Origin of the sequence: Streptomyces sp. CA-135486 (assembly GCF_050936555.1) — a bacterium.
Classification (GTDB): Bacteria; Actinomycetota; Actinomycetes; order Streptomycetales; family Streptomycetaceae; genus Streptomyces.
The window spans coordinates 2,528,778-2,547,775 of record NZ_JBNJMM010000002.1; the positions used below are offsets into that span (position 1 = coordinate 2,528,778).

The following is an 18,998-nucleotide window of genomic DNA, read 5'->3' on the forward strand; positions in this document are numbered from 1 at the left end:
GCGTTACTTCCACTCATTACCGTGGAGCGGGTGAGTGAGACGCAGACGCCCCCGAAGACCCTGCAGTACCGGATCGACGGTCCGGACGACGCCCCCGTGCTCATCCTCGGTCCCTCCCTGGGCACCACCTGGCACATGTGGGACCGCCAGATCGCCGAACTGTCCCGCCAGTGGCGGGTGTTCCGCTTCGATCTGCCAGGCCACGGCGGTGCCCCGGCCCACCCCGCGACCGCCGTCGCCGAACTCGCCGACCGGCTGCTGGGGGCCCTCGACGAGCTGGGCATCCAGCGCTTCGGCTACGTGGGCTGTTCCATCGGCGGCGCGATCGGCATCGAGCTGGCGCTGCGCCATCCGCACCGGATGGCCTCCCTCGCGCTGGTCGCCGCGTCGCCGCGGTTCGGGACCGCCGACGAGTTCCGTCAGCGCGGCGTGATCGTCCGCACCAACGGCCTGGACCCGATGGCCCGCAGCGCGCCCGAGCGCTGGTTCACCCACGGATTCGCCGCCGCTCAGCCCGCGATCGTCGAGTGGGCCGTCCAGATGGTGCGCACCACCGACCCGGGCTGCTACATCGCCGCCTGCGAGGCACTCGCGGCCTTCGACGTACGCGCCGAACTGGGCAGGATCGGTGTGCCCACCCTCGTCCTGGTCGGCTCCGAGGACCAGGTCACCGGCCCCGCCGAGGCCCGCACCCTGGTGGCCGGCATACCCGATGCCCGGCTGGCGCTGGTGCCGGGCGCCTCCCACCTCGCACCCGTGGAGCAGCCGGCCGCGGTCACCGACCTTCTCGTTCGCCACTTCTCCACCTCGTGGCAGGACACGCTGAACGCGATCCCCACCCCGCCGGTCGCGCCCGCCATCTCCGCCCCGGTGGGGCCGCTCGCCGAGATCGCGCCGGCCTCGCCCGTACAGCCCGAAGCGGTGCAGCAGGGACGCCCCGATCCGTATGCGGCGGGGATGAAGGTGCGGCGCGAGGTCCTCGGCGACGCGCATGTGGACCGGGCGACGGCCGCGGCCGACGACTTCACCGGCGACTTCCAGGAGCTGATCACCCGCTATGCCTGGGGCGAGGTCTGGACCCGCGAGGGGCTCGACAGACGTACCCGCAGCGTGGTGACGCTGACCGCGCTGGTGGCGGGCGGGCACCTGGACGAGCTGGCCTTCCACACCCGCGCGGCCCTGCGCAACGGACTGACCCCCGCCGAGATCAAGGAAATCCTGATCCACGCGGCCGTCTACTGCGGGGTCCCCGCGGCGAACTCCGCCTTCAGGGTCGCCCACGCCGTCATCCAGGAGGAGACCAACCCCGGGGCCTGACCCCCCGGAGAGGCCCCCCGTTGCAGGATGGGTGCATGAGGCTCACGAAGAAGAAGCACGCCTGCATCCGTCTGGAGAAGGACGGGCAGACGCTCGCCATCGATCCCGGCACCTTCAGTGAGGAGGACGCCGCCGTCGGTGCGGACGTCATCCTGGTGACGCACGAGCATCTCGACCACTTCAACGAGGACCGGCTGCGGGCGGCGCTGGAAGCCAACCCGGCCGCCGGGATCTGGACCCTGCGGAGCGTCGCCGAGAAGATCTCGGCGGCGTTCCCGGGCCGCGTCCACACCGTCGGCCACGGCGACACGTTCACCGCGGCCGGCTTCGACGTCCAGGTCCATGGCGAGCTGCACGCGGTGATCCACCCGGACATCCCCCGGATCACCAACGTCGGCTATCTGGTGGACGGTTCTGTCTTCCACCCCGGCGACGCCCTCACCGTCCCCGACCACCCGGTCGAGACGCTGATGCTCCCCGTGCACGCACCCTGGAACAAGATCTCCGAGATCATCGACTACGTACGAGAGGTGAAGCCGCGGCGCGCCATCGACATCCACGACGCCCTGCTCACCGAACTCGCCCGGCCGATCTACGACAGGCAGATCGGCGCGCTCGGCGGCGCCGAGCACGGCCGGCTGACCCCGGGCGAGGGCACTGACGTATGACGGCCGCATCCGTGACTGTCAGACCCCGCGGATAGTCTTCTCCCCATGCGCATCGCCACCTGGAACGTCAATTCGATCACCGCTCGGCTGCCCCGGTTGCTGGCCTGGCTGGAGAGCACCGGCACGGACGTGCTGTGCCTCCAGGAGACCAAGTGCACCGAGGAGCAGTTCCCGGCCGACGAGCTGCGCGAGCTCGGCTACGAATCCGCGATCCACGCCTCCGGCAGGTGGAACGGCGTGGCTCTGATCTCCAAGGCCGGCCTCGACGACGTCGTCAAGGGCCTGCCGGGCGGCCCGGAGTACGAGGGCGCGCTGGAGCCGCGGGCGATCTCCGCGACCTGCGGCCCCGTCCGCGTCTGGTCGGTCTATGTGCCCAACGGCCGCGAGATCGCCCACGCGCACTACGCCTACAAGCTGAGCTGGCTGGAAGCGCTTCAGCTCTCGGTCGCCGAGGACGCGGCGGCCGACCGTCCGTTCGCGGTCCTGGGCGACTTCAACATCGCGCCCACCGACGACGATGTGTGGGACCCGTCGTTCTTCGAGGGGCTGACCCATGTAACCCCGACCGAGCGGGCGGCGCTGGAGGCGCTGCGCGGGGCCGGTCTGTCCGACGTGGTGCCGCGCCCCCTCAAGTACGACCACCCCTTCACCTACTGGGACTACCGTCAGCTGTCCTTCCCGAAGAACAGGGGCATGCGCATCGACCTGGTCTACGGCAACGAACCCTTCGCCAAGGCGGTCAAGGACAGCTATGTCGACCGCGAGGAGCGCAAGGGCAAGGGCGCCTCGGATCATGCTCCGGTTGTTGTGGATCTGGACATCTGATGTTGGTTGACGCGCGCCCTGTGGTGCGTTCTGCTGCCGGGATGCGAGGCTGAGCAGTATGAACATCCCTTTCTTGGACAACTGGCTCAAGCGGCACGGCGCCGAGCAGCAGGAGGACGATACGGCCGCCGAGTACGACCCGGAGCGTGCCGCGGCCGTCGCCGAGCTGCTCTCCGAGTGTGAGCTGCTGCGTGTCCGGGCGGGGCAGGCCGGGCTCGAACTGGACGACTCCCCGGGCTCGTTGTCGGCCCTCGACCAGCTGCCGCCACGCTGGCGCGACGACCCCGAGGAGCTGCCGTGGCTGGGCAATGACGCGGGTCTCTACCTCGGCACCGTGATCGTCCGGACGGTGCCCGGCGCGGTCTGGCACATCTGGCCGGGTGGCCATCCGGTGGTGCGGCTCGCCTCCGGCCGCGAGATCAGCGTGGTGGAGGCCGGCCTGGAGTGGGCGGTCAACGGAGCGCCTCAACTCTCCCAGGTCTACGCAGAGGCCGCCGAGGCCTGACCAGGTCGGCTGTACTTAATACGGCTTATGCCCCTTTTTGCGTGTCGGGTGTGAAGCCCCTTATCGGACTGGATAGTTTGCGCTGACCTCGACCAGCGAAGAGGGGGTAGGGCACTGTATGGTCGTCGATCCGTTGATCGATCGGGGGGTGCAGAACCTATGAGGCGTACAAGATGCACCGGATGCGCGAGACCTGCGCTCGCCCCGGCCGATCCAGGGACGCTGCTGCCGGGTGTGCAGTAGCTCGTAGAGCCATTCCCGCCCGGCAGCAGCCGGTGATCACTCCTTGCGCAGCGGGACCGACAGAGATGACGGGTCGGCTGCGGACGAGGAGAAGGTCAGCTGCGCGCCGGTCGGGTTGTGCTCGATGTAGAGCGGGTCGACAGTGTCGACGACCAGGGCGAGACGGTGGCCGGCCGGGACGTCGTAGGCGGTGGAGAACAGCTCCAGGTCGACGGCGAACGGCTTTCCGGGTGTCTGGCCGTGGAAGGTGTACGGCGCATTGCTGACCAGCTTGCCGAGGCCGAGCGGGCCCACGTCGTAGAGGTACGCGACGAGGGTGCCGCTCTCCTTGGTGCTGGTGAGCGTGGTGTGCAGCCTGGCAGTGCCGCGGACATGCTGCTCGGAGCCGTACCGCTCGGACTGCCAGACGGCGGCGAAGAGGCGCGGCAGCAGCGGGATCGACGCCATTGGCGGCAGCTTGGCGAACTGGTCCAGGATGCTGGAGAGGAAGATGACCCCGCCGTTGGCGCCCGAGTCGATATTGGCGTAGATCTTCTTGGTGCCGTCCAGATTGATCTTGCGCTCCGTCGCGGCCACCGACTTCCAGTCGGGATAGCTCTCGTAGGAACCCGTGGAGCGGGACTTGATGCGGACCGGCTGTTCGCGGTCGACGCCGTTGTCGACGCCCTTGAGATAGTGGTCGAGCCAGCGACGGGTGCTGGTCCAGGTGTCGTTGGGCAGGCCGAGCAGGCCACTGCCCTCGGCCGTCGCATGGTCGCCGGGGCGGAACTCCAGCCGCTTGGGGCCGGTGAGCTTCTCGTAGAAGTCCGCGTACTGGTTGGGCGGGAAGATCGTGTCGCCCCAGGCGTTGCCGAGCATGATGGCGGCGCCGTTGGCGTTGATCCGGTCCAGATAGGTGAGGGGGGAGCGCTTCTTCCCCCAGGCGATCAGTCCCGGCTCCTTGCTGACGTCGGAAGAGAAGAAGTCCGCCGTGATCCGCTGGAACTCCTCGCTCGGCCGGCCGGTGACGTACCCCACTCCGGCGAGCATCGCCGTTGCCTGCAGATGCTGGGTGCGGCGGCTGTAGATGGATTCGACGAGGTCGGCCCAGCCGCTGAGCGCTGCCACCGCCTTGATCCGTTTGTCGTGGCCGGCGGCCAGCAGACAGATGCCGGCGCCGTACGACATCCCGGCCATGCCGACCTTGGCGGGGTCGGCGGGGGTGTTCGCCAGCGCCCAGTCGATCACCTTGGACGCGTCCGCGATGTCCGGCGGACCGGCCACCTCGATAGTGCCGCCGGACTGCCAGAAGCCGCGGACGTTGTAACTCACCACGACATAGCCTGAGTCGGCGAGCTGCTTGGCCTGGGTGAGGTATTCGATCTGGGGCAGGCCCCAGCTCGTAGGCAGCACGATCACGGGGTACTTCCGTGTGCCGTCCGCGTCGGCGGGCGTAACGACATTGGCCTTGAGTACGGTGCCGCCGTCGCCCTCGATGTCGACGAACTGTACGTCCGGGGCGGCGGATTGAGTCTGTGTCCGGGCAGCCGCCGCCGGGGCGGCGGGTGCCACTCCGACGGCCGGTCCGGCGAGAAGCGCTGCGGAAACGGTGCCGATCGCGGTCGTGCGCAGAATCTTGCGCGTCTGTCCCACGGGTCCCCCTCACTCGTGTCAACAAAGTGACCCGACGGTAACCGGATGAACTTACTTGAGGTAACTCCTCGGTAAGTTACGCGAGGGTAACGATTATTGGACATCGCGTCAGTTGGTGCGCGCGCGAACTCGGCGCCGGGCAGTCCGACATGCGCGGGGTACGCTCGTTTCTTGATCCGGGCGAACGACTGTTCGGGCTGCCGCCGGGGGAGTGGGAGACGTCCATGGGTGGGACCACCGACAACGCGCTGTACCGCGCCTTCCCGGCGTATCGGGCCCGCCGGTGACCGCCACGCTCGAAGCCCCCGCGAAGCAGTCCGTACTGCGCAGCGGCGCCGCGATGGCCGCCGGGTCGATGGTCTCGCGCGCCACCGGATTCGTACGGTCCGCGGTCGTCGTCGCGGCGCTCGGCACCGGACTCGTCGCCGACGGCTACCACGTCGCCAACACCGTCCCGAACATCCTCTACATCCTGCTCATGGGCGGCGCGCTCAACGCGGTCTTCGTTCCCGAACTGGTCCGGGCCGCCAAGGAACACAAGGACGGCGGCGCCGCGTACACGGACCGGCTGCTCACCGTCTGCACGCTCGGCCTGCTCGCGATCACCGTCGCCGCCGTGCTCGCGGCGCCCTGGATCATCGGCATCTACACCGACTACGCCGGCGCCCAGGCCGAGTTGACGGTCGCGCTGGCCCGCTACTGCCTGCCGCAGATCTTCTTCTACGGGCTCTTCACGCTGCTCGGCCAAGTGCTCAACGCACGGGGGCGGTTCGGGGCGATGATGTGGACCCCGGTGCTCAACAACCTCGTCGTCATCGCGGTCTTCGGGCTCTACCTCGCCCTTGCGCTCGGAAAAGGCGACATGGCCCTGCTCGGCTGGGGCACCACCGCCGGCATCGTCGTCCAGGCGCTCGCGCTGATCCCCTCCCTGCGCGCGGCCGGAGTTCGCTGGCGACCGCGCTTCGACTGGCGCGGCGGCGGGCTCACCCGGCCGCTGCGTTCGGCGGGCTGGCTGATGCTGCTCGTGCTGACCAACCAGCTCGCGTACTGGGTGGTGACCCGCCTCTCGACGTCCACCGGGCAGCGCGCGGTGGACGCGGGACTCGCGGGTGGGGCCGGGTACACGGCATACAGCAACGCCTATCTGCTGTGGGCCGTTCCGCAGGGCATCGTCACGGTCTCCCTCGTCACTGCGCTGATGCCGCGGATGAGCCGGTCCGCGGCCGACGGTGATCTCGCGGCCGTCCGGCGCGACATCTCGTACGCACTGCGGTCCAGCGCGGCGATCGTGGTCCCTGCGGCCTGTGCGCTGTTCGCGCTGGCGCCGTGGGTGATGGGGAGCGTCTTCGAGTACGGGAAGACCGGGCCCGCCGACGTCGCGGTGATGGCCGGAATGCTGATGGCCTTCGCGCCCGGACTGATCGCCTTTTCCGGACAGTACGTGCTCTCACGCGGCTTCTACGCGCTCTCCGACACCCGCACTCCGTTCTTCCTCAACCTGGTGATCGCCGGACTCAATGCCGGGCTCTGTGTGACCGCGTATCTGCTGCTGCCCGCGCGCTGGGCGGTGACGGGGATGGCCGGGGCGTACTCCGTCGCGCTCATCGCGGGCTTCGCCGTCACCGCGTACACCCTGAACCGCAGGCTCGGCAGTGGCCGCGGTCTGCTGCGCTCGCCCGGGCTGCGGACGCACGCACGGCTGCTGCTCGGCAGCGCGCCTGCCGCTCTCATCGGGTACGGGGCGGCCCGCGCGGCCGATGGGCTCGGGAACATCGCGGCGGCCGGCGCCGGGGCGGCGGGACTCCTCGTCGCGCTGGCACTGCTCGCCCGTCCGCTCGGGCTCACGGACCTCAGCGCCGTGATCACCAGAATCCGTGGCGGCCGGGGCCGCTGAGACTGCCCGGGGGCGCCGGCCCGGGACCGAAGCCCGCAGACCTGCCATGAAACTGCAGCGTCCGGGCGGCGCCCGGGCTCTGTTTCCAGACACGGCTCTTTGATCAGGATCCGGCCGAACTGCTGGCGTCATCAGCCAGTACGCGCCGGTAGGGCTCACGTTCGCAGTCGAAACGCGCCAGTAAGCAACCGCATGCCCCCTCTGCGCACTTGCCCGGTGGGGCAGTTGACACCAACGTGGTGGCGTAGGCCTGTGCCGGCGAACGGAGATGCCGTGGCCCCCTTCCTCCTGCCCCATTCGCTGCACGGATCGGGCCCCCACCGGATCATCGCCGTGCACGGCTGGCTCGCCGACCGCGCCGCCTACGCCGCGACGCTGCCCGACCTCGACCGGGAGAGCTTCAGCTACCTCTTCGTCGATCTACGGGGCTATGGCGAGGCGATGGCCGCGCCCGGCGCCTACACCACGAGCGAGGGCGCCGCCGACATCCTCGCGCTTGCCGACCGGCTCGGCTGGGACTCCTTCTCCCTCGTCGGGCACTCGATGGGCGGGGCGGTCGTGCAGCGCGTCCTGGCCGCCGCGCCGCACCGGGTGCGGCGGCTGGTCGGGATCTCGCCGGTGCCCGCGAGTGGTCTGAAGATGCCGCCGGAGCAGTGGGAGCTGTTCGCCTCCGCCGCCGAGAAGCCGGAGAACCGCCGCGTCATCATCGACACCACCACCGGGTCGGTACGGCCGGCCGCCTGGCTGGACCGGATGGTCGACCGGTCCCTGGCCCGCAGCGAGCCCGTGGCCCTGCGCGCCTGGCTGGACTCCTGGGCCGGCGAGGACTTCACCGTCGAGGTCGCGGGCTCCGAAACCCCCGCGCTGGCGGTGACGGGGGCGCTCGACCCGGCGATCAGCGCGGAGCTCATGCGGCAGACCTGGTTGCGCTGCTACCGGCGCGGCGAGGTGGTCGAGCTGGCATGCGCAGGACACCACGCGATGGACGAGTCCCCGCTCCAGCTGATCCGTACCGTCGAGGACTTCCTCCGGGCGGGCGCCCGCGTATGACACGGCGATGACCATGCGTAAGACAATGCCTGCATGACGAGGCCCGAACAGAGCGTGCCGGATCAATGGCCGGAGCGGACTGCGCCCGAACAGAGCGCGGCGGATCAGCCTGTGCCCAATGTCTTCGATCCGCGGATCTACGCCGCCGGCCTGCCTCACGACGCCTTCCGCGAACTGCGCGACCACCACCCGGTGGCCTGGCAGCAGGAGTACGAAGTCCTGGGCTGGCCCGCCGGACCCGGCTTCTGGGCGGTCACCCGGCACGCCGACGTCGTCCGCGTCCTCAAGGACTCGCAGGCGTTCTCGTCCCACCTCGGAGCCACCCAGATCCGCGATCCCGACCCGGCCGACCTCCCCTTCATCCGGCGCATGATGCTCAACCAGGACCCGCCAGGACACGGGCGGCTGCGCCGGCTGGTCAGCCGCGCCTTCACCCCGGGGCGCATCGACCGTTTCGCCGCGGCCGCGCGCGCCCGGGCCCGTCAACTCCTGGCCGCCACCCGGGACATGGGCCCCGTCGTCGATCTCGTCAGCGCCGTCACCGACGACTACGCCCTGCTCAACCTCGCCGATCTGCTCGGTGTCCCCACGAGCGACCGGAGCCTGCTGCTGAAGTGGACCGAGCGCGTCATCGCCTACCAGGACCCGGACGAGCCCCCGGTGCTCGGACCCGACGGCCGGCCCGTCAACCCCCGCTCGCCGGCCATGCTGCAGGAGATGTTCACATACGCCCAGGAGCTCGCCGCGTACAAGCGACGCAGTCCCGCCGACGACGTGATGACCTCGCTCGCGCAGTCGGAACTCTCCGGCGCCGAGCTGGAGATGTTCTTCTTCCTGCTGACGGTCGCGGGCAACGACACCGTGCGAAGCGCCGCCCCCGGCGGCTTTCTGACGCTCGCTCGGCACCCGGACGAACAGCGCAGGCTGCGGGCGGGCGAGGCGGACCTGGACCGGGCCGTCGACGAGCTGCTGCGCCGTCATCCGCCCGTCCTCAGCTTCCGCCGGACGGCCACCCGTGACACCCGGCTGGCCGGGCAGCAGATCCGTGCGGGAGACAAGGTCGTCGTCTTCCACGCCTCCGCCAACTACGACGAGCGGGTCTTCGAGGCTCCGTACGGACTCGACCTGGACCGTTCGCCGAATCCGCATGTGTCCTTCGGCGACGGCCCGCATGTTTGCCTCGGCGCCCACTTCGCCCGGCTCCAGCTGCGTGTCCTGTACGAGGAGGCGAGGCAACTGCTGCCGCCGCTGGTGACCGCGGGCCCGCCGAGGCGGCTGGTCTCCAACTTCATCAACGGCGTGAAGTCGCTGCCGGTGACTGTGGCGTAGCAGTGTCCGGAATGCGGCCCCGACACGTGCGGACCCGCGCCGTTCAGCTCGACGCGCGGTGTGTGGGGCGCGCCGCAGGCAGCGGCGTCTGCGCCATGCGGGTCACATCGGCGACAAGCTCCACCACATCGGGGCCGTACGCCTGCGAGTTGACCACCTTCAGCAGCACACAGAAGGAACTCCCGCCGTGCTTGCGGGCGAGCTTCTCGTGGTGGCGGGCCAGATAGCGGGTCGCCGCCTGGTTGGTGATGGCGCGCTGGCCGCAGAAGAGAAAGACGGGCCGGGCGTCCTGGCCCGCGGTGAGTCGCGCCAGCAGGACATACTCCGCGATTCCCGGCTCCATGCGGTAGCGCTCCGAGCCGATCTGGAACGCGCCCTGGTCCGGGCCCGGCTCCGGGTCCGTGTTGACCTTCACACCGGGCAGCAGCGAATGCAGATGCGCTGCCATCCGTCTGTTCGACACCGGCCCGCCCACACAGAACTCGGTGCGCTCGCCGAAACCCTGCTGGGCTATGTCGTGCCAGACGATCTGGGCGTTGGCCCCGCAGTCCTTGATCAGCGCGGAGAGTTCGAGCAGCGCGAAGACGTCGAAGCGGTGCACGGACCCGTCCCGGCCGGCCTCGCGATTGACGACGAGCAGCGATTCGGAGTTTCCGGGGAGTCCGAAGAATGCCTGCTTGCGCCGGAGCCGGCGCCGCCACAGATAGGTGCGGGCGAGCCAGCCGAGCGAGGCGCTGATGCCGGCGGCCAGCACGCCGAGCACGATGTTGCGTACGTCGTCAGTCATGGGCGCGCATGGTAGCGGTGTTTGCGGACCGTTGTTCGAGGCGGTCCTGACGGGAGCGCGACGGTGAAGTTACAGTGCGCGGACGCACGTTGACTGGAGGTACGGATGCGTCGTACAGCCGCACGGAATGTGTCGGTTCTGGCCGTTGCCGCGGCCGTGATCTCGATCGGCGCGGCGGCGCCGCCCACCCACTCCCCGCCGGTCGCCACACCCGCGAAGAGCCCGGTGGCGGCCGGATACGGCGGTGCGGTCGCGAGCGTCGACGTGGACGCCTCGGCCGCCGGGATCGAGGTGCTGCGGCATGGCGGCAACGCTGTGGACGCGGCGGTGGCGACGGCGGCGGCCCTCGGGGTCACCGAGCCGTACTCCGCGGGCATCGGCGGTGGCGGCTACCTCGTCTACTACGACGCCACGTCCCGTACGGTCCACACCATCGACGGCCGCGAGACCGCGCCCCGTTCCGCCGACGCCTCCCTCTTCCTGGAGAACGGCAAGCCGATCCCCTTCGAGGAGGGCATGACGAGCGGTCTCGGCGTCGGCACTCCCGGCACCCCGGCGACCTGGGACACGGCGCTCGACGCGTGGGGCTCCAGGCCGCTGCGGCAGCTGCTGAAGCCGGCCGAGCGCCTTGCGGACGACGGCTTCACCGTCGACGCCACCTTCCGCTCCCAGACCGAGGCCAACCAGGCGCGCTTCGCGGACTTCCCGGACACCGCGAGGCTCTTCCTGCCGGGCGGACAGCTGCCGGTGGTCGGCTCGGTCTTCAGGAACCCGGACCTGGCGCGTACGTACAAGGAACTGGGCCGCAAGGGCGTCGGCGCGCTCTACCGCGGCGACATCGCCAAGGACATCGTCAGCACCGTCCGCACCCCACCCGTGGCCGCGGGCGCGACGCGCAAGGTGCGGGCCGGCGATCTGACGGCGAAGGACCTGAGGTCGTACGAGACGATCCGGCGCGCGCCCACCAAGGTGGCCTACCGCGGTCTCGACGTGTACGGCATGGCGCCGTCGTCGTCCGGCGGCACGAGCGTCGGTGAGGCGCTCAACATCCTGGAGCGGACCGACCTCACGAAGGCCACCCAGGCGCAGTATCTGCACCGGTACATCGAGGCCAGCCGGATCGCCTTCGCGGACCGCGGTCGCTGGGTCGGCGACCCGGCCTTCGAGGACGTGCCGACGAAGGGGCTGCTGTCACAGCGGTTCGCGGACTCACGCGGCTGCCTGATCAAGGACGACGCGGTGCTCACCAGCCCGCTCGCACCGGGCGACCCGAGCAGCCCGGCGGAATGCGGAGGATCGGGTACCGCCGCCCCCACCACGTACGAGGGCGAGAACACCACTCATCTGACGGTCGCCGACAAGTGGGGCAACGTCGTCGCGTACACCCTGACGATCGAGTCCACCGGCGGCAGCGGCATCACCGTGCCGGGGCGTGGCTTCCTGCTCAACAACGAGCTGACCGACTTCTCCTTCGCCCCGGCGAACCCGGCGGTCCACGACCCGAATCTGCCGGGCCCGGGCAAGCGCCCGCGCTCGTCCATGTCGCCGACGATCGTGCTCGAGCACGGCCGTCCCGTCCTGGCGGTCGGCTCACCGGGTGGCGCGACGATCATCACGACGGTGCTCCAGACGCTGACGGGCCGTCTGGACCGGGGTCTGCCGCTGGTCGAGGCGATCGCCGCGCCGCGCGCGAGCCAGCGCAACCAGACGACCACGGAGCTTGAGCCCGCCCTGTGGAACGGTGCGCTGCGCGCCGAGCTGGAGGCCATCGGCCACGCGTTCCGGCAGAACCCGGAGATCGGCGCCGCGACGGGCGTTGAGCGACTGCCCGACGGGCGTTGGCTGGCGGCGGCCGAGAAGGTACGCAGGGGCGGGGGGTCGGCGATGGTCGTCAGGCCCGGGTAACCCGTCCGGCGGCTGATCGGACGCGCCGGGCCCGCGAACGGGTAGGGAGCCTTTCGTACGATTTCGAACGGAAAGGCTCCCCCGTGCACATACGACACGCCGCTTTCGCCGCGGCCGCCGGTTCCGCCCTGCTCGCGGCGGCCGTACAGCCGACCGCCGCCGTCACCCGTCCGCACCAGCGCGGCGCCGCTCCCGAGGACTTCGTGGCGAGGGAGGGCACGGTCGGAGCGGCCGCCCTGCTCGCCAAGGTCAGGGGCTGCTCCCAGATATCGAACGGCAAGTACCGCGCGGACGACAGCCGCCGCCGCCACCGCGCCGCCGGCGCGTCCGCCGCCGTTCCCGTCTGCAAGAAGAACGGGGCGGTGTTCTGGAAGGCCGACATGGACATCGACTGCGACGGCCAGCGCACCACCAAGTGCAATGCCACGACCGACCCGTACTTCCAGAGCGAGACCGCGTTCCAGCAGTCCGACGGGCGGCAGCTGAACTCCGAGAAGCTGCCCTTCATCGTGGTGCCGAGCTCCAGTTCGATCTGGAACTACCGCACGTCGGGCATCGTGGGCGGTACGGTCGCGGCCGTCATCTACAACAACCGCGTCGTGTACGCGGTCGTGGGGGACACGGGCCCGAGCGGGATCATCGGCGAGGCCTCGTACGCCACTGCCAAGGCGCTCGGCATCAATCCCGACCCGGCGAACGGCGGCGTCGAGTCCGGAGTCACCTACATCCTGTTCACCAACTCCCGTGTGTCGCCGATCGAGAGCCACAGTGACGCGGTGGCCCTCGGTGATGCGCTGGCCAGGGAATTCGTGCAGAACAACGAGGATGCGCAACGGCAGAACCAGAGCGCCGACGTGGACACCTCTGAGGACGTGGGCACCTCTGAGCGCGAGGACGCCCCCGAGCAGCGGGGCACCCCCGAGCACGAGGACATTCCCTAGAGAGCCGTCAGGATGCGGGGGCCGTCGTCCGTGATCGCCACCGTGTGCTCGGCGTGCGAGGCCCGGCTGCCGTCCGCGGTACGGATCGTCCAGCCGTCGCGCGCCGTGTAGTGGCCGTCCCTGCCGCCCTCGATCACCATCGGCTCGATCGCCAGCACCATGCCGTGGCGCAACGGCAGGCCACGCCCCGGGCGGCCCTCGTTCGGCACGCCCGGGTCCTCGTGCATGTGGCGGCCCACGCCGTGGCCGCCGAAGCCGTCCGGGATGCCGTAGCCCGCCGCGCGGCACACCCGGCCGATGGCGTGTGCGATGTCGCCGATGCGGTTGCCGACGGTGGCGGCCGCGATGCCCGCATCCAGCGCCTCTTCGGCCGTTGCGATCAGCCGTACGTCCTCGGGGCGGGCGCGGCCCACGGTGAAGCTGACGGCCGCGTCGCCGACCCAGCCGCCGTGGATCGCACCGCAGTCGATGCTCACCAGGTCGCCGTCGCGCAGCCGGTGGTCGTCGGGGATGCCGTGCACGATCGCGTCATTGACGGAGGTGCAGATGACGGCGGGGAAGGGGGTCGGCGCCCAGTTCGGGCGGTAGCCGAGGAAGGGCGACCCTGCGTCGGCATCGGCGAGGACCGCGCGGGCGGTCCGGTCCAGGTCACGGAGGCTGACGCCGACGGCCGCGGCTTCGCGGACCGCCGTGAGTGCCTGGGCCACGATCCGGCCCGCCGCGCGCATCGCCTCGATCGATGTATCTGTCTTGATCTCCACCATGCCAATTACTATACCGGTACCGGTATTGGAATACCGGCATTAGAATAACGGCATGGTGCGCACCCCTCTCACCCCCGAAGAGCGCGAACGCGGCGAGCGGCTCGGTCAGTTGCTGCGCCGGGCGCGCGGCGAACGCAGCATGGTCGACGTGGCCGCGGCCGCCGGAATCTCCGCCGAGACACTGCGCAAGATCGAGACGGGCCGTGCCCCGACCCCCGCCTTCTTCACCGTGGCCGCGCTCGCCGCGGCGCTCGGTCTGTCGATGGACGACCTGGTGGTGCGCTGCGCCCTGGCACCGGCGGCCTGACCCCGGCTGCAGCCGTTCCGTTTCGGCGAGCGTCGAGTACGGGCTCACGGCGCTCGGCCGGTCGGCGCTCGGGCCGATGGACGCGGCGTGCGCATGGGCGAGGACGCATCTCATGGAGCTCGCGGAGGCCAGAAGGCGTACGAGCGCGAGTAGTCTCGCGGCGTGACTCCCGAAGACTTCGCCGGTGCGAGCTATGTCAGCCTGACCACGTTCCGCAAGGACGGGACGGGCGTCGCCACGCCCGTCTGGTTCGCCGTGGACGGCGGTGAGCTGTTCATATGGACGCTGTCCGACTCCTGGAAGGTCAAGCGCCTGCGCAACAACAGCCGAGTCGTCGTGACCGTGTGCGACGCGCGGGGCAGAATCGCGGACGGAGCGGTGAGCGCGGAGGGTACGGCCCGGCTGCTCGACGAAACCGGCGCGATCCGCACACTGCTGTCCCGCAAGTACACCTGGCGGTTTTGGCTGGTCGACTGGCCGGCCACCATCGTCCGGCTGGGGAAGCGGCCGCACACAGGCATCGCGGTGTCTATCTGAAAACACTGCGTAGCACTGCCGTAACACGTCTGAGGTCGAATGCCTGCGGACTGGCAAGTTCCAGTGGGCAGCGGGCAGGGGCGGCGATGACGGTGCAGCAACTTCCGGTAGAGGCCGGGGCATTCGCGCAGTACCTGAAGGGGCTGACTGGGCTCCTCGACCGGGAAAGCGGCTGGTACGGCATCTTCTGGCAGCGTGACCCCGACGGGATGCGGGCCTGCCTCGACGGGGTCGAGATCCCGCCCTGGGACGTGGTGGAGTCGCTGCTCCAGGACTTCGCGCTGGGGCGCGGGGCGCTCTTCGCCCAGCCGGAGTCCATGCGCGCGCGCCAGCTCCACGCGGCCGCGGCGGCGGCCCACGACCGCCGGCCGGGGGGCCGCGAGGCGCTGCAGGAACGCCTGGAGCTGATGCTCCGGGAGGAGACATACGCGACGGGGCGGTCGGAGGAGCTGCTGCGCCGACTGGCGGGGGAGCCGGAAGGGTCCGCGGCGGCCGAGCAGCTGGCCCACGAGCTGGACTGGACGCGGGACGACTATGCGCGGGCGACGGCGCGCGTCGTGGAACTGACCGCAAGGCTGCACGCGCTGGGAGACGCGTCCGGGGGCGACCGGGCTGCCGCCCGGCGGGGGCCGGAGGCCTCGCCCGGCGCGGAGCACGAGCGCGAGCCGGACGGAGGGTCGTGGGGCGGCCCGGTGACTGCGGTCCCGGACGAACTGGACGACTGGTTCCGGCCCGGCAGCGGCACCGGGATGGGGAGCGTGGCCGCGGCCACTGCCGGCCCGCGCGGTGCGGACGCGGGAGGCTGGGAGCACGCCCCCGACGCCTACTCGTCGTCGGGCGGCCGGTACGGGGCGGAGGCCGGGCATGACGTCCGCGGCGTGTATTCATCATCGGGCGGGCCCGCGCCGACCGACCGTGGGGCGGGCGCGCTGAGACCCGACCTGTCGGAGCAGTTCCGCGGCGCGTACTCCCCGTCGGGCGGGCCCGCGGTGAGCGACGTTCCGGCCGCGCCCGGCTCCGGGCGGCCCGTGGCGGGCGGCGGGTCCGCACACGTGCGGGACCCGCACGATCTGCCCGGCGTCCCCGACGACTGGTTCCGTCCGGAACCCGCGAGCCCCGAGCCCGTACGCACCGAAGCCGTACGCACCGAAGCCGTACGCACCGAACCCGCCCCCGAGGTCGTCAAGAAGAAGCGGCGGCCCCGCGGGGCCCGGTTCGCCGGGGTCGAGGACGGCGGGGACGAGGCCGTCGCCGTGCCCGTACTGCCCCCCGTCGGCGGGGACGCGCCCCGTGGCGCCCGCTTCGGCGGCGTGGTGACCGACCAACCCGCGCCCGCGCCCGAAGTCCCCGCCGGTGCGCAGCGGGCCGCACGCGAGACCGTCGCCGCGCTCGGGCGGCTGCGGGCCGAGGGCCGCAGCGGCGAGGCGCACGCCCTGCTCTGCGAGGCCGCCGCCCGCCCCGCCCCCTGGCTGTCCGTACTCGCCGCCGAGCTGCACCGCGCCGGACTCGACGCCGACTGGGCCACCCTCCTGTGGGAGGTCGCCTCGCAGCCCGCCCTCAGGCTCTCGGCCGCCGCCGGCGCGCTCGCCGCGGCCGGCCGGGTCCAGGACAGCGGGCAGCTGCTGCGGCAGGGCGTGACCCGCCCGGCGGACGACATCGCCGCCGCAGTCCTTGCCCTGGAGGACGAGGGCCGGGATTCTGAAGCACGGGCTTTACTGACCGCATTCGTACAGGTACACGCCGCCGAGGACACCGCCCATCTCGCCGACAGAGATCCGCATCGCCTCGTGCCGCAACTGGTCGCCGCCGCCCGCACGATCTCCGCATCCCACGAGCGCGATCTCGTCCACGCGCTGCGCGTCGCAGGCCATCTCGGCGCCTGATCCACCGGCCGGTCCGGGGCCTGTCCACGGCCGGTCCGGGGCGGGTCCGCGCCTGATCCGGGGCGGGTCCGCGACCTCTCCGCGGCCGCTTCGCAGCGCTAGCCTTTCGGTGTGGACCGCTCGGGTGCGAAACATGATCGACTCTGCCGGTTAACGGCGATGGTCTTGCCCCAGTGTGTGACGGGGCTTACGTTCTCCTCCTACGCACCGAATCTACGTGCGTAGAGGCTCTCTGACCCCGCGTCCAAGGAGCAGCTCATGGCCAACGTCGTACGCGCCGCACTTGTCCAGGCGACCTGGACCGGCGACACCGAATCCATGATTGCCAAGCATGAGGAACACGCCCGGGAGGCGGCCCGGCAGGGCGCCAAGGTCATCGGTTTCCAAGAGGTATTCAACGCCCCCTACTTCTGTCAGGTCCAGGAGCCGGAGCACTACCGCTGGGCCGAGCCCGTCCCGGACGGCCCCACCGTCCGCCGGATGCAGGAGCTCGCCCGCGAGACCGGCATGGTGATCGTGGTGCCGGTCTTCGAGATCGAGGACTCGGGCTTCTACTACAACACCGCCGCCGTGATCGACGCCGACGGCTCCTACCTGGGTAAATACCGAAAGCACCACATCCCCCAGGTCAAGGGCTTCTGGGAGAAGTACTACTTCAAGCCGGGCAATGCCGGCTGGCCAGTATTCGACACCGCCGTCGGCAGGGTCGGCGTCTATATCTGCTACGACCGCCACTTCCCGGAGGGCTGGCGCCAACTCGGCCTGCACGGCGCCCAGTTGGTCTACAACCCGTCCGCCACCTCGCGCGGTCTGTCCTCCTACCTGTGGCAGCTCGAGCAGCCCGCGGCCGCCGTCGCCAACGAGTACTACATTGCCGCGATCAACCGCGTCGGCCAGGAGGAGTACGGCGACAACGACTTCTACGGCACCAGCTACTTCGTCGACCCCCGCGGCCAGTTCGTCGGCGACGTCGCCAGCGACAGCAAGGAGGAACTGCTCGTCCGGGACCTCGACTTCGACCTGATCGACGTCGTACGGCAGCAGTGGGCGTTCTACCGCGACCGCCGCCCCGACGCCTACGAGGGGCTGGTGCAGCCGTGACCGATCTCCACGACCGCCACAAGGCCGTCATCCCCGACTGGGTCGCTCTCTACTACCAGCGGCCCATCGAGATCACCCACGGCGAGGGCCGCCATGTCTGGGACGCGGACGGCAACCGCTACCTGGACTTCTTCGGCGGCATCCTCACCACCATGACCGCCCATGCCCTCCCCGAGGTCACCAAGGCGGTGAGCGAGCAGGCCGGGCGGATCATCCACTCCTCCACGCTCTATCTCAACCGCCCGATGGTCGAGCTGGCCGAGCGGATCGCGACCCTCTCCGGCATCCCCGACGCCCGGGTCTTCTTCACCACGTCCGGCACCGAGGCCAACGACACCGCGCTGCTCCTGGCGACCGAATACCGCCGGTCCAACCAGATCCTGGCGATGCGCAACAGCTACCACGGCCGGTCCTTCTCGGCGGTCGCCATCACCGGCAACCGCAGCTGGTCGCCGACCACCCTCTCCCCGCTGCAGACGCTGTACGTGCACGGAGGCATCCGCACCCGCGGCCCCTACGCCCAGCTGTCCGACGCGCAGTTCATCGAGGCATGCGTCGCGGACCTGGAGGACCTGCTGGGACACACCCGCGACCCCGCCGCGCTGATCGCCGAACCCATCCAGGGCGTGGGCGGCTTCACCTCCCCGCCCGACGGCCTGTACGCCGCGTTCCGCGAAGTCCTCGACCGGCACGGCATCCTGTGGATCGCCGACGAGGTGCAGACCGGCTGGGGACGTACGGGGGAGCACTTCTGGGGCTGGCAGGCACACGCCGAGAACGGCCCGCCGGACCTCCTCACCTTTGCCAAGGGCATCGGCAACGGCATGTCCATCGGCGGTGTCGTCGGCCGCGCCGAGATCATGAACTGTCTGGACGCCAACTCCATTTCGACCTTCGGCGGCTCTCCGGTCACCATGGCGGCGGGCCTCGCCAACCTCTCGTATCTGCTGGAGCACGACCTCCAGGGCAACGCCCGCCGGGTGGGCGGACTGCTGATCGAGCGGCTGCGGGCCATCGGCGCGGGCGTCCCGGCCGTACGCGAAGTGCGCGGCCGCGGCCTGATGATCGGCATCGAGCTGGTCAGACCCGGCACGGACGAGGCCAACCCGCAGGCGGCATCGGCCGTCCTGGAAGCCGCCCGCGAGGGCGGACTGCTGATCGGCAAGGGCGGCGGCCACAACACCAGCGCCCTGCGCATCGCCCCGCCGCTCTCACTGACCGTCGCCGAGGCGGAAGAGGGCGCATCGATCCTCGAACGGGCCCTGCGCAGCGTGTAGTTACGTACGAGAGAGTACGAGAGGGAGCGCACC

17 protein-coding genes and 1 pseudogene are annotated in these 18,998 nt (G+C 70.6%); 15 read left to right on the forward strand and 3 right to left on the reverse strand.

What is annotated here, in order from left to right:
* The first annotated feature begins 30 nt into the window (after positions 1-30).
* The 4 genes from pcaC to ACQEVG_RS30955 are packed head-to-tail and all read left to right on the forward strand — an operon-like array spanning position 31 to position 3,315.
* Positions 31-1,317: a 4-carboxymuconolactone decarboxylase gene (gene pcaC / locus ACQEVG_RS30940; protein ID WP_432989869.1), complete on the forward strand. Its 1,287-nt coding sequence runs from the start codon at positions 31-33 to the stop codon at positions 1,315-1,317.
* Between the two features lie 35 nt (positions 1,318-1,352).
* Entirely contained in the window at positions 1,353-1,985 is a 633-nt protein-coding gene (locus ACQEVG_RS30945; protein ID WP_432989871.1) for an MBL fold metallo-hydrolase, read from the forward strand.
* Positions 1,986-2,030: 45 nt separating this feature from the next.
* The gene (locus tag ACQEVG_RS30950) at positions 2,031-2,810 is read left to right on the forward strand and encodes an exodeoxyribonuclease III (protein ID WP_432989873.1); all 780 of its coding nucleotides are present in this window, start codon (positions 2,031-2,033) and stop codon (positions 2,808-2,810) included.
* A gap of 58 nt (positions 2,811-2,868) precedes the next feature.
* Complete coding sequence (locus ACQEVG_RS30955; protein ID WP_432989875.1) at positions 2,869-3,315, forward strand: DUF6278 family protein; 447 nt, start codon at positions 2,869-2,871, stop codon at positions 3,313-3,315.
* 279 nt (positions 3,316-3,594) lie between these two features.
* On the opposite strand, the gene ACQEVG_RS30960 is transcribed toward ACQEVG_RS30955, so the two are convergent.
* Positions 3,595-5,190, reverse strand: a complete 1,596-nt coding sequence (locus tag ACQEVG_RS30960) for a CocE/NonD family hydrolase (protein ID WP_432989877.1) — start codon at positions 5,188-5,190, stop codon at positions 3,595-3,597.
* 149 nt (positions 5,191-5,339) lie between these two features.
* Here ACQEVG_RS30960 and ACQEVG_RS30965 point away from each other — a divergent pair, with 149 nt between their 5' ends.
* The 4 genes from ACQEVG_RS30965 (at position 5,340) to ACQEVG_RS30980 (ending at position 9,463) form a co-directional block, all read left to right on the forward strand.
* Complete coding sequence (locus tag ACQEVG_RS30965; RefSeq protein WP_432989879.1) at positions 5,340-5,477, forward strand: hypothetical protein; 138 nt, start codon at positions 5,340-5,342, stop codon at positions 5,475-5,477.
* Complete coding sequence (murJ, locus tag ACQEVG_RS30970) at positions 5,474-7,084, forward strand: murein biosynthesis integral membrane protein MurJ (RefSeq protein ID WP_432989881.1); 1,611 nt, start codon at positions 5,474-5,476, stop codon at positions 7,082-7,084. Before ACQEVG_RS30965 ends, murJ begins: the two co-directional genes overlap by 4 nt.
* 273 nt (positions 7,085-7,357) lie before the next feature.
* Positions 7,358-8,134, forward strand: coding sequence for an alpha/beta fold hydrolase (locus ACQEVG_RS30975; protein WP_432989884.1), 777 nt, complete (start codon positions 7,358-7,360; stop codon positions 8,132-8,134).
* Positions 8,135-8,167: 33 nt separating this feature from the next.
* Positions 8,168-9,463 carry a cytochrome P450 gene (locus ACQEVG_RS30980; RefSeq protein WP_432989886.1) on the forward strand — a complete coding sequence of 432 codons (1,296 nt, stop codon included), beginning with the start codon at positions 8,168-8,170 and terminating at the stop codon, positions 9,461-9,463.
* Between the two features lie 43 nt (positions 9,464-9,506).
* Here the strand turns inward: ACQEVG_RS30980 and ACQEVG_RS30985 are convergent, their stop codons facing one another.
* Positions 9,507-10,250, reverse strand: a complete 744-nt coding sequence (locus ACQEVG_RS30985; protein ID WP_432989888.1) for a hypothetical protein — start codon at positions 10,248-10,250, stop codon at positions 9,507-9,509.
* A 105-nt stretch (positions 10,251-10,355) separates the two neighbouring features.
* Here ACQEVG_RS30985 and ggt point away from each other — a divergent pair, with 105 nt between their 5' ends.
* Complete coding sequence (gene ggt, locus ACQEVG_RS30990) at positions 10,356-12,155, forward strand: gamma-glutamyltransferase (protein ID WP_432989890.1); 1,800 nt, start codon at positions 10,356-10,358, stop codon at positions 12,153-12,155.
* A gap of 83 nt (positions 12,156-12,238) precedes the next feature.
* Positions 12,239-12,976: pseudogene (locus ACQEVG_RS30995) on the forward strand (glycoside hydrolase family 75 protein); the annotation flags it as partial.
* A 116-nt stretch (positions 12,977-13,092) separates the two neighbouring features.
* Here the strand turns inward: ACQEVG_RS30995 and map are convergent.
* Positions 13,093-13,860: a type I methionyl aminopeptidase gene (gene map, locus ACQEVG_RS31000; protein ID WP_432989892.1), complete on the reverse strand. Its 768-nt coding sequence runs from the start codon at positions 13,858-13,860 to the stop codon at positions 13,093-13,095.
* 52 nt (positions 13,861-13,912) lie between these two features.
* Between map and ACQEVG_RS31005 the strand changes: the two genes are divergently transcribed.
* From ACQEVG_RS31005 to ACQEVG_RS31025, 5 genes are all read left to right on the forward strand, one after another.
* A complete protein-coding gene (locus ACQEVG_RS31005) occupies positions 13,913-14,167 on the forward strand; it encodes a helix-turn-helix domain-containing protein (RefSeq protein ID WP_432989894.1) in 255 nt (84 codons plus the stop codon).
* 162 nt (positions 14,168-14,329) lie between these two features.
* A complete protein-coding gene (locus tag ACQEVG_RS31010; RefSeq protein WP_432989896.1) occupies positions 14,330-14,704 on the forward strand; it encodes a PPOX class F420-dependent oxidoreductase in 375 nt (124 codons plus the stop codon).
* A gap of 86 nt (positions 14,705-14,790) precedes the next feature.
* Complete coding sequence (locus tag ACQEVG_RS31015; RefSeq protein WP_432989897.1) at positions 14,791-16,587, forward strand: hypothetical protein; 1,797 nt, start codon at positions 14,791-14,793, stop codon at positions 16,585-16,587.
* A gap of 258 nt (positions 16,588-16,845) precedes the next feature.
* The gene (locus ACQEVG_RS31020) at positions 16,846-17,688 is read left to right on the forward strand and encodes a nitrilase-related carbon-nitrogen hydrolase (protein ID WP_432989899.1); all 843 of its coding nucleotides are present in this window, start codon (positions 16,846-16,848) and stop codon (positions 17,686-17,688) included.
* A complete protein-coding gene (locus ACQEVG_RS31025) occupies positions 17,685-18,965 on the forward strand; it encodes an aspartate aminotransferase family protein (RefSeq protein ID WP_432989901.1) in 1,281 nt (426 codons plus the stop codon). The genes ACQEVG_RS31020 and ACQEVG_RS31025 overlap by 4 nt, the downstream gene beginning before the upstream one ends.
* The last annotated feature ends 33 nt before the right edge of the window (positions 18,966-18,998 follow it).